Here is a 15,195-nt window from a genome sequence, read left to right on the forward strand (position 1 = left end):
GGCGCACAACCAATCGTTGTGCCGATACGCTGACCGGCGTGGATCTCGAAGCCGTGCGCACGTTCGTGGCCGCCGCGGACGGGGGACGGTTCCAGGACGCCGCCGCCGAACTGTCGGTCACCCAGCAGGCCGTCTCCAAGCGCATCGCCACCCTGGAGAAGACCCTCGACGCGCGACTGTTCATCCGCACCGCGCGAGGGGCGAAGCTCACCATCGACGGGCAGGCGTTCCTGCCCCACGCCCGCGACCTCCTACGTGCCGCCGAACGGGCGGTCGCGTCGGTTCGTCCCGGCCGCCGTGCGCTGCGCATCGACGTGATCGGCCGACGGCTCGCCCCGGCCGCACTGCTGCGCGACTTCCACCGCGCGCACCCCGAGAGCGAACTCGATGTCGTGACCCTCTTCGACGTCGACGCGGCCGTCGAGGCCATCCGGTCCGGCACCATCGACGCGTCCTTCCGCGCCGTCACCATGCCCGGTCGGCAACTCCCCGACGACATCGGCGCCGTCCGGGTCCACGACGAGCCCATCCAGCTCCTCGTCGGGCCGGATCACGACCTGGCCGCCGCACGCACGGTCACGTTCGCGGAACTCGTCGGGTACCGCATCTGGATGCCCGGCATCGTTCCCGGAACCGAGTGGGCCGCCTACTACGACGCCCTCGCTGCCGCGTTCGCGCTCACCATCGAGGTCACCGGGCCGGACTTCGGCGCCGAGCCGCTGCTGGACGCCCTCGCCTCCTCCCGGTCACTGGCGACCTTCGTCGGCGAGCGGACGCATCTCGTCTGGCCCGCCGACCACGGCCTGCGGCGTATCCCGGTGCGCGATCCCGCTCCGGTCTACCCACACTCCCTGCTGTGGCACCGCGACAACCGGCACCCGGTGCTCGACGCCCTCCGCGACCACTTCCGTTCCGGTCGGTCGGCCCGCTCCGTCGCCGGGCCGACCTGGACACCGAGCTGGGCGTAGGGGCGGCGGGGCGACTGCCCGGGGGCTTCGGCCGGGGCTCCGACGGCGGGGCGGCCGGCCCCGGCGGAACGGGGCGGGGCGCAGAGGGGGGCGGGGGTGGCCTGGCACTTCGACACCGATGTGCCAAGGGCCGAAGCTGCCGTCGACGGCTCGTACGCACTGCTGACGTCCGTCCCCGCCTGTCAGACGGGCGCCTGGCAGGCCCGACCCGTGAAGCCCGGGGCCAGAGCCTGCCGCTCCCCGTATGGTGCGCACGTGACCAAATCGATTGAGCTCGTAATCTTCGACTGCGACGGTGTCCTCGTCGACAGTGAACGCATAGCCGTGCGCGTCGACGCGATGGTTCTGGCCCAGCTCGGCTGGAAGCTCACCGAATCCGAAATCATCGACCGGTTCGTAGGCCGAACGATGACCTCGATGAGGAAGGACATCGAGGCCCATCTCGGGCGCAGCCTTCCACCCACCTGGGAGGAAGAGACGGAGAACCGGTATCACGAGGCTCTCCTGGCGGAGCTGAAGCCCGTCGACGGCATCGTCGAAACGCTGGACGCCCTTGCCCACCTGCCCGCCTGCGTCGCTTCCAGCGGGAGCCACGGCAAGATGCGACTCACCCTGGGAATCACCGGACTCTTCTCGAACTTCGAGGGCCGCATATTCAGCGCCACCGAGGTCGAACGGGGTAAGCCGGCGCCGGATCTGTTCCTTCACGCCGCACAACGCATGGGCGTCGCCCCTGATCGATGCGTGGTGGTGGAGGACAGTCAGTACGGCGTGCAGGCGGCCCGCGCGGCGGGCATGCGCGCCTTCGGCTACTCCGGGGGGTTGACCCCCGCGCAGTGGCTCGAAGGACCTGACACCGTGGTCTTCGACGACATGCGCACACTCCCGGCCCTCCTGGCAGCGGGCTGAACAGGGCACCGGATCGTCTCTCGGCACCACCGGCCGGCCTTCATGATGGGGCGACCTGCGAAGTACGGGCCCAGGTCGTGTCCGGACACGACCTCACAGGGCACTACACCTGGCGCGCGACGGCGACGGCGACGGCGAGGGTGAGGGCGAGGGACGCGGCCGCCAGAACCAAGTAGCCGCAGGGAAAGGCGATGTTGCCGTATACCCGGGCACGGATATGAGCGGCGACGGCGCCGAGGAAGAACAGGACGAGCCCGCTCGCGGCGGCGACGCCGACGACCGGGACGCCCACGAGTCCGAGCAGGAGACCGGCGGCCCCGGCGGCCTTGAGCGCGGCGAGCCGCGGAAGCCAGGTTCGGGGGACCCCCACCTCGGCCGAGTTGGCGAGGACGAACTCGGCCCGCGCGAAATCGGCGGCGGCGATCCCGGCATTGGCCAGGATGGTGATGACGGTGATGACCGCGTAGGCGGTGAACATGTGCCTCGCCTTTCAGGGGAGCGCTTCGTGGGTCCGGCGGGCGCGGCGCGCCCACCTCGACAAGCGTCTCCATCGCCCCCGAGTGGCGTCCAATCTGCATCTATAACCTGTAGGCATGGATGTGGACACGCGGTTGCTGAGGTACTTCGTCGCCGTGGCGGAGGAAGGGACCCTCACCCGCGCCGCGGAACAGCTGTTCGTGTCCCAGCCGGCACTCACCAAACAGATCCGACAACTGGAGACCCGGCTCGGAGTGCGGCTGTTCACACGGTCCCGCACCGGCATGACCCTCACGGAGGCGGGCCGCGTCCTGGCGGAGCGGGTGCCCGCCCTGCTGGCGGACTGGGACCGGGTGCTGCGCGAGACCAGGACCGCCGACGGCCGGGCGTCCCGCTCGCTGCGGGTCGGCTTCATGGCCAGCGCCGCGAACGAGGCGACCCCGCGCATCATCGCGGAGTTCACCCGTCGTCGGCCGGGCTGGCGGGTGGAGATGAGGCAGGCCGCCTGGTCGGATCCGAGTGCCGGGCTCGCGGACGGGAACGTCGACGTGGCCGTGCTGCGGCTGCCCTTCCCGGGGCAGAGTGCTGTGCGGACGGCGGTACTGTTCACCGAGCCTCGCTGGGTCGCCCTCTGCGACGACCACCCGCTCGCCGCACGCGACGTGATCGCCTTCCGGGAACTGTGGGACGAGCCGTTCGTGGCTGCCCCGTCCGAGACCGGCGGATGGCGCGACCACTGGCTGGCCGACGACGAACGCGAGGGCCACCCGGTCCGCGTCGGCGCCGTCACCGATCAGCCGGACGACTGGCTCAGCGCCATCGCCAACGGCTACGGCGTCGCCCTCGCCCCCGCGTCCGCCGCCCGCTTCTACGCCCGGCCCGGCGTCACCTACCGGCCCGTCGGCGGCGTCAGTCCCAGCCGGGTCGGGGTCGCTTGGGCCCCGGACCACGACAACGATCCCGTCGTCCAGGATTTCGTGCGGTGCTGCCTGGACGCATCGGAGCCGCAGGAGTCCCCCGCCTGATCCCGCACCGGCGCCGACCGCCCGGCGCCGACCGCCCGGCGTCGACTGCCCGGCGTCGACTGCCCGACCGCCCGACGCCGGCCGCATAGGCGCCGGGGGACTGGCGCCGAGGCACCGGTACGAGGCGCACACGAGCGGACCGTGACGCAGACGACCGGCACGGGTGCAGACGACCGGACTGTGGTGCCGGTCGGGAGGGACATCTCAGGCTCAGGCGAAGTCGGTGGCCGGCTCGGTGGCGTAACGGCTCATGGTCCGGACGGTCGCCTCCGGAGTCAGCGGCTGCCCACCGGCGATCATGTCCCGCAGGTCCCGGAAGTACTGCACGTACAGGTCCGGAGTGAAGGTGCTGAGCATGACGGCGGGCCGGTCGGTCGTGTTGGCGAAGGTGTGGGGGGGCTCCGGGCGGGACCATGACGAGCGTGCCCGCCGTCGCGTCGTAGTCCTTGTCCCCGACCGTGAACCGCACCGTGCCGGAGATGACGTAGAAGCCCTCGTCGTGCTGGGCGTGACGGTGCTGCGGAGGTCCGGGGGTGTGCGGGGCGAGAACGGACTCGGCGATTCCGAGACGGTGTCCGGTGTTGCTGCCGTCCTCCAGGACGCGCAGTCGCGTGGTGCCCAGGAGGATCGTCTCGCCGTCGTCCGGGCCGACCACCGATACGGCGGGGTCGGCGGACGGTTCAGTGGTCTTCGGTTCGTCGGTCATGCCTCGATTCCACCGCCGGGCACGGCGTCCGTCCAAGACCCGTTCCGCCGTGTCGATACCGCGCGGGTATCGTCGCAGCATGGAGTTACGCACGCTGCGCTACTTCGTGGCGGTCGCCGAGGAACTCCATTTCGGTCGGGCCGCCGCCCGGCTGCACATGAGCCAGCCGCCGCTGAGCCGGGCGATCAAGCAACTGGAGACCGAGGTCGGAGCCGCGCTGTTCGAGCGGTCACCGGCCGGTGTCGTACTCACCCCGGCGGGGGCGGTGCTGCTCGACGAGGCGCGGACCCTGCTCGACCGGGCCGACCGGGTCCGTGTACGCGTGGCCGCGGTGGTCGGCACGGCGACCCTCACCCTCGGCATCCTGGGGGACGGAGCCGACACCCGCGTTCACCGACTCGCCACCGCGTACCGCCACCGACACCCGCACGTCGAGGTCCGCATCCGCAAGGCCGATCTGACCGATCCCACCTGCGGACTGCGCGCCGGGCTGGTCGATGTCGCCCTGACCCGTGGCCCGTTCGACGAAACCGGCCTGACAGTGCACGAGTTGCGCACCGACCCGGTGGGCGCGCTGCTGCGCGCCGACGACCCGCTGAGCCGTCGCGACAGCCTGCAACTCGCCGATCTTGCCGACCGCCGCTGGTTCCTCTTCCCGAAGGACACCGATTCGGCCTGGCAGCGGTACTGGAACGGCGGCACCTCTCGTCAGGGTCCGGTGGTGCGCTCCGTCCCGGAATGCCGACAGGCGGTGCTCTGGAACGGGACGGTCGGCATGACACCCCTGGACCACGAGCCGACGGAGGGACTTGTCGTGGTGCCGCTGTCCGATGCGCGGCCGAGCCGTACGGTGGTGGCGTGGAAGGAGGGCGCGAGCGACACGAACCCGCTGATTCGTTCGTTCGTCCGGGCCGCAGCTGCTTCCCACCGGGACTGAGCACCGCGCGGGGGCCGTGCCCGTCCCGCCCGTCCCGCATCCGTCAAAGACCCCACGCCGACGACCCCACGCCAACCGCACCGCCCCGACGACGCCGTGTCGACGACGCCGTGCCGACGACGCCGTGCCGACGACGCCGTGCCGACGACGCCGTGCCGACGACGCCGTGCCGACGACGCCGTGTCGACGACGCCGTGTCCTGCACGGGTTCTGCCGGAACGTGCCGCTCAGCGGCCGTCGCGAAACCGGTCGCCCCGGTTGTCGCTCCCAGGAGATCCTTGGGCATGGAGTTCCTCTGCTACCACCGCGACCGACCCGGATCCCTGCCGCTGCGCGACGAACTGCTGCACGAACACTGGGCGTACATGGACGGTTTCGCGAAGGAGATGATCGCCCGTGGCCCGACCTTCACCGACGACGGCGAAACCCCCACCGGAAGCGTGCACATCCTGAACCTGCCCTCTCCCGCCGCAGCTCGCGCGTTCGCCTTCGACGAGCCGAACCAGCGGGCCGGGGTATACCGGGACGTGCTGTTGCGACGGTGGCGCAACACGCTGGGGCGCACCATGTGGGAATTCCCCGGCGGCAGGGAGGGCGGCAACCGGTATCTGGTGCTCGGCCTCGGCGCCGGGCCCGCCGCCGACATGGACCTGCCGCCCGGCCGGGACGAACTGATCGCCTACGGGCCGCTGCTGTCGGACGACGGCGCCGCCTGGCTCGGCACGGCCGCCCTGGTCCGGGCCCCGGACCCGGTCGCGGCACGTGCCGTTCTGACCCCGGACCGGTACGCCGACGTCGAGGTCCACACCTGGCAGTTCGGCGGTCGCCCGTCGTAGTCGGGGAGCCCCGGCGGCTGCCGTCCCGGGGCTCGTTCGTCACTCGTCGTCGATGCCCTGTACGTCGACGGGCCGAGTCCCGTCGAAGGTCACGAGGATGCCGTGCGGGTCGCCCATGCGGAGCCCGCTCTCGGCGAAGCGGATCGCCCAGCTCCCATCGGCCCACACCGTTGCCTCGGGGGCTCCCAGCGGTGGCTCCGGACGGTCCAGCAGGTCACATTCCTCGGCAGTGAGTCCGAAATGTTCTTCCCGGAGCCGGGTACGGCAGTATTCGACGGCCCGGTCGACGAAGGCGTCGAATCGGCTCACGACATCGTGGGCGCGCCGGAGGGTGGCCGACAGCGGCGGGGCGGGCGGCTCGATCACCAGATTGACCACGCCCGGCGCCGTGCCCGCCGGTGCCGGGAAGCAGCCGGTCCAGCAGGTCAGCGAGGGAGGGCCCGCCACCCGGCTCAGCGCGATTCCGGCGATGTGCAGGGTCGCGGGCAACTCCGCGTCGCCGCCGGGCTCCCCACCGCCCGAGTGGCTCGGCGGTACTCCGTTGTCGGACATTCGCCCAGGATAGGCCGGACCCGTGCGGACCCCGTGCGGACCCCGTTCGGACTTGTTCGTGGCCGACCGCCGACCGCCGACCGCCGACCGCCGACCGCAGGGTTGCGGGGTGATTCGCTCGGTCGGTTCCCACCCCGTTCGAGGCCCCTTGTGCGCACGGTATTTACACGGCCTTTATTTGAACACTTGAATATCTGCGGGCGCGGGGTGAGGCTTGTCCCCGATCCGCCGCGGATCACTCGGACTTGTGAGGAGAAGGCATGCACATCCTTGGTCTCAAGCGGGCTGCGGCCGGTGTCGCGGCCATGTCCGCGGCGCTGCTGATCGGAGTCATGCCGGGGGCGGCGTCGGCGTCGTCCGGTCCGGCAGCTGATGTGGATCCGTCGCAGTGCGGTGTCGCGGGCAACATCTGCGTCTGGGAAGGTGCGTTCACGGACCGGTGGGCCCTGTACGAGGACATCGGCACCGAGTGCGTGACCGCCCCGTTCGGCGTGCTCGCCACCCTCAACATGACGGACCGGCAGGTGGACTTCTACCGGAACGCCGACTGCACGGGTGCTCCCGCCCACAGCGAGCCCCCCTCGGGTCTGCACTCGTGGAAGAGCATCGGCGCGCTGTACAGCTTCCGAGTCGCCTGACGGCCGGACGGCCCGTCCCCTCGGCCTGCGCCCCGGACATCGCTGGGGAGCAGGCCGAGGGGACGGGCCCACGCCGTCACCGGGACGGTCGCCCCACCGCGTTCTCCAGAGCCGCGCCGGTGTAGACCTCCGCGTCGGCGAAGTACTCCACCCGCAGGCTCCGGGGGCTGCGCACGCCCGCCTCGACCCGGTCCTTCTCGTACGCGTCGAGAAGTTCCTGTGCGTCGGCCGTGGCCCGCGCGAACCGTTCGGCCGGCTCGGCGCCGTCGCACAGCACATCGGCCATCGCCCGCGTCATCACGTCCTGCGCCCCGGCGAAGTCGCCGAACAACGCCCCGCGGCACGGCGGGGCGCCCGCGGCCTGGCCCTCGGGGTGCGAGTCGAGCTGCTCGCCGGCGAGCCGGTGGTACGGGTACTTCTCGAACCAGCCCTCGTCCTCCAGGAGTTGGTGCGATGCCTTGGTGACGGGCACGAAGCTGCCGGCGATGTGCCGGTCGGCGGCGTTGCGCGGGTTGTTCAGGAACTGCATGAAGGCCAGCGCACCGTCCTGGGTCGCCCGGTCCAGGCCGTTGGCCAGCCACAGCGACGTACCGGCGATGATGTTGCCGCCGAAGGTCTCGCCCTCGCGGTGCGGGAAGCGTCCCACACTCATCTCGAAACCGGCGTTCCCGGCCGCGGTCGCCATGTAGTTGAGGTCGTTGGACGAGGTGATGCGGATGGCCACGTCCTGGTCGGCGTACGCCTTCAGGTTCCCCTCCCAGTCCGGGATCTTGCCGGTGTAGAGGTAGTGGCCCTTCCGGTGCAGGCTCTGCCACCAGGTCACCCAGGTCAGCATCTCGGGCGACGACAGGTCGAGGTGTGCGGCACGCCCGGAGCGGCCGTTGTCGTGGTCGGCGAGCAGGCCGCCCTGCACCGCGAGGGCCTCCTGGAAGAACAGGCCGTGATTGGCCCAGGTGACACCGTGAGAGGGGCCGCCGGACAGGGCGGACACGGCCTCGCACGCCGCCTCGATGCCCTCCCAGGTGTCCGGCAGCTCCGTCACACCGGCGGCCCTCAGCACCGTTGCGTTGCCGTAGGTGAGCATCGTGGTCACCACGGCGGGCATCGAGGTGAGGTCGCCGTCGTACGTGTAGTACTCGCGCACGGCCGGGAGCAGGTCGTCGGTAACGACCGGCTCTCCGAGGATCTCGGTGCGGCCCGCGATGGCCCGCTCCACCGAGGTGAACATCGCGCTGCCGTCCGCACGCCGGGAGTCCCGGGCGGCCTGCGTCACCGCGAAGTAGTACTCGGCGACGGCAGGCATCCGGCCCTCGTCGGCGGCCTGGGCGATCTCCCGCGACATCATGCGGAAGTCGCGGCCCTCGATGTTGATCCGGTACTCGGGGTGCGCCTTCTCGAAATCGGCTCCGAGCCTGTGCAGCCGGTCCATGTAACCGGGGAACGTCAGGTCGGCGACCCATACGTCGATGACGGTCGGGGCGGTCATGCGATTCCTCATCTCTGTGGATACCCGGAGCGGGGAAGTGGCCGGGGGAGGGGATGCCGGGGAGGCATCCGGGGCGGGGCGGTCCGCCGGATCAGGCCGCCGCGGCCTCGGACACCAGCGACCGGGCGAACGCGCGGATGTCGCCGACCAGAGCCGAGGGCTGTTCCAGGGCCGCGAAGTGGCCGCCGTGCTCGAACTCCGTCCAGTGCGTGATCGTGGGGAGGTCGCGGTCGGCGAAGCGGCGGATCGGTACGAAGATGTCGTGCGGGAAGACCGCCACTCCCACCGGAACCGTCAGCGGCGGCGGCACGGCCCCGGACGCGGCCTGCCGCACTTCCTCGGCGCCCTCGAAGTAGTACTGCGCGGACGAACCGGCGGTGGCCGTCAGCCAGTATATGGACACGATCGTCAGCAGCCGGTCGCGGTCCACGGCCTCCTCGGGCAGCTCCTTCGAATCGGTCCACTCGGCGAACTTTTCGACGATCCAGGCAAGTTGGCCGACCGGTGAGTCGTTGAGACCGTACGCGAGGGTCTGCGGGCGGGTCGCCTGCGTCTTCATGTAGCCGGACAGCTCCGCCTCGAAGCGGGACAGCTTGCCCAGGCGGGCCAGGTCGGTCCCGTCGAGCCCCTCCAGCTCCGAGGGGTCACCGGAGGGGAACGTCATCAGCATGTTCACGTGCACACCCAGCACGTGCTCCGGGTCGGTCCTGGCCAGGGCCAGGGAGATGACCGCGCCGGCGTCCCCGCCCTGCGTGATGTACCGGTCGTGGCCGAGCCGCCTCATGAGCTCCGCCCAGGCCCGCGCGATCCGGCCGGTGTCCCAACCGGCCTCGGGCAGCGGCGTGGAGAAGCCGTACCCCGGTATGGACGGAATCACCACGTGGAACGCCTGGGACGGGTCGCCGCCGTGAGCGCGCGGATCTGTCAACGGGCCGATCACGTCGAGGAATTCGACGACGGAACCGGGCCAGCCGTGTGTCAGCAGCAGCGCGGTGGCATCCGGCTCGGGGGAGCGCACGTGCAGGAAGTGGATCGGCGCTCCGTCGATCTCCTCGACGAACTGCGGGTACGCGTTGAGGGCGGCCTCCGCCGCACGCCAGTCGAAGGAGGTGCGCCAGTACTCGGCGAGCTCCTTGAGATAGCCCACGGGAACGCCGCGGCTCCAGCCCACCCCGGGCAGTTCGTCCGGCCAGCGGGTGGCTTCGATCCGGCGGTGCAGATCGTCGAGCTGGGCCTGAGGGATGGCGATGCGAAAGGGATGCATGAGGGCTCCGGAGTCCAGACTGTGGGTGCCGTGGTGATCGGGGAGACGACGGGAGTGGCGGGCGTGGCGGGCATGGCGTGAAGGACGCGGATGTCTGGGCGCGTGCGGCGGCGGTGTGCGACGACCGGAGACATCCGGGAACGGCCGGAAGCCGCCTAGCACAGCGGGGGTGTGCTCCGCCGTATCGTCCGACGCGGCGAGAAGGAGCCGCATCTTGAGGATTGCGGCGTGTCGGCGGATGTAGGGGCCTACGTGGACGCCGGGACGCCGGGGTGCCGGGGTGCCGGGGTGCCGGGCGTGGTGCCCGGGGCCGGCGCCCGGGGCGAGCCCTCGGCGATCCGAGTGGGATCCGAGGCGGAACCGAGTGGCATCCGAGGCGGATCCGAGTGGCATCCGGGACGGATCCGAGTGGGGTCCGGGACGGATCCGAGTGGGGTCCGGGACGGATCCGAGTGGGGTCCGGGACGGATCTGCGAGAGACGATACGGCGACGTGCGTTACAGGGCAGTCCAGAAGATGCGCGTCCTTCCGGGGCCCTGAAAGCATCCGCACGAGGCGAAGGTCCCCGCCCACCGGCGGACCGGGCCGTCGTGGCAACGCACCCCGCCCGGATCACCGCTCCTCCGCCCGTACTACCGCTCTCCCCGCCCGGACCACCGCTGCCGCCGCCCGCTCCCCGTCGCACCCCCGGAAAGGAAGCGCACATGAACGCTCCCACCGCCCACCCGGCCGTCGCGCTCGTCGGCGACTTCGTCGCGGCGCCGCACGCCGAGCGCGACACACGGTTCCGCGCCCTGGTGGACGCACTGTGGTCGGACGGCAGGGCCACCGACGCGGCCCTGCCCGCCGTACCGGCCCTGGTGCGTGCACTCGCCGACAGCGGTGAGGAGCGGCAGGGACACCTGGCCATCCTGCTGGGGCTGCTCGCCGAGAGCGAATACCCCACCCTGGACGGGCCGTTGGCGACCGCCGTGGGCTCGCACCTCGACCTGTACCTCGGACTCGTCCGCACACCGGGCGCGGGCCGTCCGCTCGTCCTCGCCCTCCTGTACCTGCTCGCCCATTTCCCCCACCGGCGTGCCGACATCCTCGCCGCCGTCTCCGGTCTCGGCCTCGACGCGGAGGACCTCTCCCGGCTCGACCGCGGCGCGAGCCTGCTCGACCCGGAGGACCCCGACCTCGGCCGGGTGTGGCCGTCGCCGTCGGCGTGGACGCTCAACGAGGACGAGCGTGCCTTCGACCGTTCCTGGATCAAGGCCCTCACCCCGCAACAGCTCGTCGCCAACTGGGACAACGACACCCGCACCGTCCACGGCTGTGCCGGGGCACGGGCGTACTGGGCGGTGTGCAACGGCGACCCGGTCGAGCTCCCGGCGGCCGGTGTCCCCGAGGACCGCGCCGGGCGGACCGCTCCCGCGGTGGACGGTCTGTTCGCACCGCACGAGGCCGCCCTGCGCTGCCCCGCCTGCGCCGGACGCCTCGACACCGGCGGCGACACCGCCCGCTGCACCGGTTGCGGCGCGCGCTACCCCGTCGCCGGCGGCATCCTCGACCTGACGACCGTCGTCGGCGCCGACGACGACACCGACGCCAACGCCGACTTCCTGGAGAAGCTCTCCCGGGTGCCCAGCATGGGCCTGTTCTACGAGGCCGTGGCCCGCCCCGCCTTCCTGCGGGTCTCCGGCTCGAACTGGGGCGGCGCCGTCACGCCCGACGACGAGGACCGCTACATCGCCGAGCACGTCCGGCCCGTCGACGGCCCGGTCCTCGACCTGGGGGCCGGGGCCGGACGCTGGACCGCCGTCGTCGCCGAGACCGTCGGCGCCGAGCGGCTCATCGCACTCGACGGCGCACTGCCCATGCTGAACGTGCTGCGCGGACGACTGCCCGATGTTCCCTCCGTGCTCGCGGGGGCCTCCCAACTCCCCTTCGCCGACGCCTCGTTGGGTGCCGTCGTGTGCTGGAACGCGCTCCAGGCCTTCTACCACGACGCCGCCGCGGCCATCGCCGAGGTCGCCCGCTGCCTGCGGCCCGGGGGCACCTTCACCCTCATGACCTTCCGCCGCTCCGACGACCCGGTCTACGGCTACTTCCAGCGGGCCCACCGGTTCCCGCAGCACCAGGGCGGGTTGCAGCTGTTCGACGCCGACGAGCTCAGGACGTGGCTCGCGGACGCCGGACTGACCGTGGTCGAGGACAGCGGGCCCGGCACCTTCGTCTTCCTCAACGCGGTACGGGCATAGACGGCGGACACCGGCAGCGCGCGAGGCACCCGGACACGGAACCAGAGAGGACGCACCCAGACATGACACTCCCCACGGCCCACGAACCCGTCGTCGGCCTCCCGGGCAGTCCCGCGTACGACGAGGCGACACGCGTGTTCAACCTCGTCGCGCCCGCCCGCCCCGCGGCGGCCGTCACCGCCCGCGGCATCGAGGACGTCCGGCTCGCCCTGGCCCGTGCCCGCGCCGACGGGACCGGGGTACGGGTCCACACCACGGGCCACACCTCCGCCGCCACGCGGCCGATGGACGGCGCACTCCTCATCCGCACCCGTCTGACCGGACGCGTCGAGATCGACGCCGTGCGCCGCACGGCACGCATTCCCGCCGGCACCACCTGGGGCGAGGTCGCGGAGGCGGCGGCCCCCCACGGACTGGCGGCCCCGCACGGCTCCACCCCCGGCGTCGGCGTCGTCGGCTACCTGCTGGGCGGCGGCGTCAGCTTCTACGGCCGGTACACCGGCCTGGCCGCCAACAGCGTGCGGGCCGTCGAACTCGTCACGGCCGACGGCGACCTGGTCCGCGCCGACGCGGCGGGCGACGCCGAACTCCTGTGGGCGCTGCGCGGCGGCGGGGGCGGCTTCGGCATCGTCACCGCCGTCGAGATCGAACTCTTCCCGGTGGCGAAGGTCGTCACGGGAGGCGCCTACTGGTCGGCCGCGCACGCCCGCCCGCTGCTCGACACGTGGCAGGAGTGGACGCGCCGGGCACCGCGCGAGGCGACCACCACGCTGCGCATCATGAACCTGCCCCCGGTGCCCGGCGTGCCCCCGGAACTGGCGGCGGGCCCGGTGCTGTGCGTCGACGGTGCCGTGCTCGCCGCCACCGAGGACGATGTGCCCGCCGCCCTCGACCGGGCCGACGCACTCCTCGGCCCGCTGCGCGAGATCGCCCCCGTCCTCATGGACACCTGGGCGCCGACCGACCCCGTGGGGGTGCTGTCCGCACACATGGACCCGGAGGACCCGGTGCCGTTCATCGGCGACCACCACCTGCTGCGAGACCTCGGCGACGAAGGTGCCGAGGCATTCCTGCGGGCCGTCGGTCCCGGCTCCGGCTCCCCGCTCGCCGTCGCCACCCTGCGCCAGCTCGGCGGCGCGTTCGCCGAACCGCACCCGCACGGCGGGGCCCTGAGCCAGGTCGACGCGGACTGCGCGTACATGGGTTCGGGACCGCCGTTCGGCCCGGTCACCGTCGAGGCGCTGGAACAGCACTGCGCCGTGGTGCGCGAGGCGCTCGCCCCGTGGGACACCGGGCGGACGATCCCGTCGCTCGTGGAGAGCGGCCGCCGCCCCCAGTCGCACCTGGACCGTGAGAGCGCCGAAACAGTGGCGCGCGTACGATCCCGGATCGACCCCAAGGGGCTGTTCGCCGGGGACGTGGCCCACCACACGGTGGTCGGGGACCTGCCGGGGTGAGTGAGTGACCGGCCCCATCGTGCCGCGCCGCCCCGGCGCCGACGGTTCCCGCCCGTCGGCGCCGGGGCTGCGATGTGCGCGCTTCGGCCGTCGACCGGACCCCGTGAACGCCGTCAGCGCCTCAGCGCAGGGTGATCCGGGCCCGGTGGGCCAGCGCGCCGAGCACGTGCTGCGACGACAGCGTGGCCGCCACCAGCTCCGTGTCGGAGGCCATGTGCCGGTCGACGCCCAGCGGCGGCACCAGGGACCGCAGCGCGTCGTACGCCGCCTGCGTGGCCGGGGCCATGCCCTCGTAGTGCCGTCCCAGGTCGACGGCCTGCGCGGCGGCGAGGAACGCCATCGCCAGGACCCGGTCGTTGTTGGCCACTGCCTTGCGGGTGGTGCGCGCCGCGAGGAGACCGGTCGCGGACGGGCCCTCCATGGGCTCGGCGGCGGCGGGCCGGGTGCTGACCGGGGCCAGCGCACGGCTCTCCGCCACCAGCGCGGCGGCCGTATGGCGCAGGCCCGCGAAGCCGCTGTTCAGGGCCGGATCCGCCGCGACGAGGGACCGCGGCAGCCCGTAGCGCGGTTCGCCCGACAGCAGCCGGGCCAACTGCCGCTCGGCCAGGGCCCCGAGCTGGGTCAGCGCGATGGTGGCGAAGTCCAGGGCCGGCGTCGCCGCATGACCCGGCAGCCCCCCACCGTGCACGGCACCGTCCGCACCGCGCAGCAGCGCCTCCCCGTCACCGGCGTTCAGCTGGGCCTCCAGCGCGCCCGCGACATACCGCAGGGTGTCCCGCACCGGGCCCAGCACCTCGGCGACCGAACGCACCGCCGGGGAACGGTCGGGGCGCTCACCGCGCAGGCGGGTACGGCCCCGCAGCAGATCGCGCAGGTTCGCCGCGCAGTCCGCCGTGCCCCGGTGGGCGCCGCCCGCGTCACCGCCGCGCACCGGGGCACCGTCGAGGCCGCCGAGCACCTCCAGCAGCAGGGCCGAGACCACCTCCGCGTGCCGCACCTGGTCGAGCGCCCGGTGCACCAGGAGGCAACCCAGGCCGATGGTGGCCGCGTTCCCGCTCATCAGGGTCAGCGCCTCCCGGCCCCGCAGACCGAACGGCTCCAGGCCGCGCCGCACCAGCACCGAACCGGTGTCGGCGGGACGCCCGTCGTGCAGGACCGTCCCTTCACCGATCAGGGCCTCCGCGATGTGCGCCAGCGGGGTCAGATCGCCGGCCGCACCCGACGAACCGGTCTGCGGAACGGCCGGAGTCAGCATCAGGTTCAGGTAGTGCACGAGACGCGACAGCACCTCGGTGCGCACCGGGTGATGGCCCTTGGCCAGCAGGTTGAGCCGGGCCACCATCATGGCCCGCACCTCGTCCTCGGCGAACAGCCGACCCACGCCCGCACTGTGACTGCGTACCAGGTTCTCCTGCGCCAGTGCGGTCTTTGGCCCGGCCGGAGCGGTCGGGCGGTCGCCGTGTGCCCGCGGGGTGCGCCCCAGGTCGGACACGGTCAGGCAGCGGGGCGGCACATGCACCGGGGCACCACCCACCGCGACCCGCTGGACGGCCTCGACGGTCAGACTTTCCCCGTCCACGACGACGGGCGGTGGCGCGGTCTCGGGAACGGTCAACGTCCGGCTCCTTGGGCGTGGATGAACCCCCTCCGGGGCGTGGCCCGGGACGAGGGAGGGTTCCTGCCACACTGCGGTGCGG

The 15,195-nt window shown here is 72.4% G+C and carries 13 protein-coding genes and 1 pseudogene; 8 read left to right on the forward strand and 6 right to left on the reverse strand.

Annotated features, from left to right (window positions below; translation table 11 throughout):
- The first annotated feature begins 38 nt into the window (after nt 1-38).
- Together ACFC79_RS16510 and ACFC79_RS16515 are read left to right on the forward strand one after the other, a co-directional pair.
- Nucleotides 39-968 (forward strand): LysR family transcriptional regulator, encoded by a 930-nt coding sequence (locus ACFC79_RS16510; protein ID WP_376240573.1) that lies wholly within the window; start codon nt 39-41, stop codon nt 966-968.
- Between the two features lie 255 nt (nt 969-1,223).
- The gene (locus ACFC79_RS16515; protein ID WP_376240576.1) at nt 1,224-1,877 is read left to right on the forward strand and encodes an HAD family hydrolase; all 654 of its coding nucleotides are present in this window, start codon (nt 1,224-1,226) and stop codon (nt 1,875-1,877) included.
- Between the two features lie 103 nt (nt 1,878-1,980).
- Here ACFC79_RS16515 and ACFC79_RS16520 read toward each other — a convergent pair whose 3' ends face one another.
- The gene (locus ACFC79_RS16520; protein WP_376240579.1) at nt 1,981-2,355 is read right to left on the reverse strand and encodes a DoxX family protein; all 375 of its coding nucleotides are present in this window, start codon (nt 2,353-2,355) and stop codon (nt 1,981-1,983) included.
- 115 nt (nt 2,356-2,470) lie between these two features.
- Between ACFC79_RS16520 and ACFC79_RS16525 the strand changes: the two genes are divergently transcribed.
- Nucleotides 2,471-3,379, forward strand: coding sequence for a LysR family transcriptional regulator (locus ACFC79_RS16525; protein ID WP_376240581.1), 909 nt, complete (start codon nt 2,471-2,473; stop codon nt 3,377-3,379).
- A gap of 210 nt (nt 3,380-3,589) precedes the next feature.
- On the opposite strand, the pseudogene ACFC79_RS16530 reads toward ACFC79_RS16525, so the two are convergent.
- A pseudogene (locus tag ACFC79_RS16530) lies at nt 3,590-4,085 on the reverse strand (cupin domain-containing protein).
- Between the two features lie 79 nt (nt 4,086-4,164).
- On the opposite strand from ACFC79_RS16530, the gene ACFC79_RS16535 reads away from it, so the two are divergent.
- Complete coding sequence (locus tag ACFC79_RS16535) at nt 4,165-5,022, forward strand: LysR family transcriptional regulator (protein WP_376240584.1); 858 nt, start codon at nt 4,165-4,167, stop codon at nt 5,020-5,022.
- A 284-nt stretch (nt 5,023-5,306) separates the two neighbouring features.
- Nucleotides 5,307-5,858: a YciI family protein gene (locus ACFC79_RS16540; RefSeq protein WP_376240586.1), complete on the forward strand. Its 552-nt coding sequence runs from the start codon at nt 5,307-5,309 to the stop codon at nt 5,856-5,858.
- Between the two features lie 39 nt (nt 5,859-5,897).
- Here ACFC79_RS16540 and ACFC79_RS16545 read toward each other — a convergent pair whose 3' ends face one another.
- Entirely contained in the window at nt 5,898-6,410 is a 513-nt protein-coding gene (locus ACFC79_RS16545) for a hypothetical protein (RefSeq protein ID WP_376240589.1), read from the reverse strand.
- A 260-nt stretch (nt 6,411-6,670) separates the two neighbouring features.
- On the opposite strand from ACFC79_RS16545, the gene ACFC79_RS16550 reads away from it, so the two are divergent.
- Entirely contained in the window at nt 6,671-7,048 is a 378-nt protein-coding gene (locus tag ACFC79_RS16550; protein WP_376240592.1) for a hypothetical protein, read from the forward strand.
- Between the two features lie 76 nt (nt 7,049-7,124).
- Here the strand turns inward: ACFC79_RS16550 and ACFC79_RS16555 are convergent, their stop codons facing one another.
- Nucleotides 7,125-8,534, reverse strand: a complete 1,410-nt coding sequence (locus tag ACFC79_RS16555) for an extracellular solute-binding protein (RefSeq protein ID WP_376240594.1) — start codon at nt 8,532-8,534, stop codon at nt 7,125-7,127.
- Nucleotides 8,535-8,625: 91 nt separating this feature from the next.
- On the reverse strand, nt 8,626-9,798 hold the full coding sequence (locus tag ACFC79_RS16560) for an epoxide hydrolase family protein (RefSeq protein ID WP_376240596.1): 1,173 nt from the start codon (nt 9,796-9,798) through the stop codon (nt 8,626-8,628).
- 704 nt (nt 9,799-10,502) lie between these two features.
- On the opposite strand from ACFC79_RS16560, the gene ACFC79_RS16565 reads away from it, so the two are divergent.
- Both ACFC79_RS16565 and ACFC79_RS16570 read left to right on the forward strand, forming a co-directional pair.
- Nucleotides 10,503-12,041, forward strand: a complete 1,539-nt coding sequence (locus ACFC79_RS16565) for a methyltransferase domain-containing protein (RefSeq protein ID WP_376240598.1) — start codon at nt 10,503-10,505, stop codon at nt 12,039-12,041.
- Between the two features lie 62 nt (nt 12,042-12,103).
- Nucleotides 12,104-13,498: an FAD-binding oxidoreductase gene (locus ACFC79_RS16570; RefSeq protein ID WP_376240600.1), complete on the forward strand. Its 1,395-nt coding sequence runs from the start codon at nt 12,104-12,106 to the stop codon at nt 13,496-13,498.
- A gap of 121 nt (nt 13,499-13,619) precedes the next feature.
- Here the strand turns inward: ACFC79_RS16570 and ACFC79_RS16575 are convergent, their stop codons facing one another.
- Nucleotides 13,620-15,113, reverse strand: a complete 1,494-nt coding sequence (locus tag ACFC79_RS16575) for an aromatic amino acid lyase (RefSeq protein ID WP_376240603.1) — start codon at nt 15,111-15,113, stop codon at nt 13,620-13,622.
- Between the last annotated feature and the right edge of the window lie 82 nt (nt 15,114-15,195).

Origin of the sequence: Streptomyces sp. NPDC056061, assembly GCF_042266885.1 — a bacterium.
Classification (GTDB): domain Bacteria; phylum Actinomycetota; class Actinomycetes; order Streptomycetales; family Streptomycetaceae; genus Streptomyces.

Bases quoted from the DNA above. Each gene is read 5' to 3' on its own strand.
- ACFC79_RS16520 (WP_376240579.1), bottom strand. From the start codon at position 2,355: ATGTTCACCGCCTACGCGGTCATCACCGTCATCACCATCCTGGCCAAT.
- ACFC79_RS16525 (WP_376240581.1), top strand. From the start codon at position 2,471: ATGGATGTGGACACGCGGTTGCTGAGGTACTTCGTCGCCGTGGCGGAG.
- ACFC79_RS16535 (WP_376240584.1), top strand. From the start codon at position 4,165: ATGGAGTTACGCACGCTGCGCTACTTCGTGGCGGTCGCCGAGGAACTC.
- ACFC79_RS16540 (WP_376240586.1), top strand. From the start codon at position 5,307: ATGGAGTTCCTCTGCTACCACCGCGACCGACCCGGATCCCTGCCGCTG.
- ACFC79_RS16545 (WP_376240589.1), bottom strand. From the start codon at position 6,410: ATGTCCGACAACGGAGTACCGCCGAGCCACTCGGGCGGTGGGGAGCCC.
- ACFC79_RS16550 (WP_376240592.1), top strand. From the start codon at position 6,671: ATGCACATCCTTGGTCTCAAGCGGGCTGCGGCCGGTGTCGCGGCCATG.
- ACFC79_RS16555 (WP_376240594.1), bottom strand. From the start codon at position 8,534: ATGACCGCCCCGACCGTCATCGACGTATGGGTCGCCGACCTGACGTTC.
- ACFC79_RS16560 (WP_376240596.1), bottom strand. From the start codon at position 9,798: ATGCATCCCTTTCGCATCGCCATCCCTCAGGCCCAGCTCGACGATCTG.
- ACFC79_RS16565 (WP_376240598.1), top strand. From the start codon at position 10,503: ATGAACGCTCCCACCGCCCACCCGGCCGTCGCGCTCGTCGGCGACTTC.
- ACFC79_RS16570 (WP_376240600.1), top strand. From the start codon at position 12,104: ATGACACTCCCCACGGCCCACGAACCCGTCGTCGGCCTCCCGGGCAGT.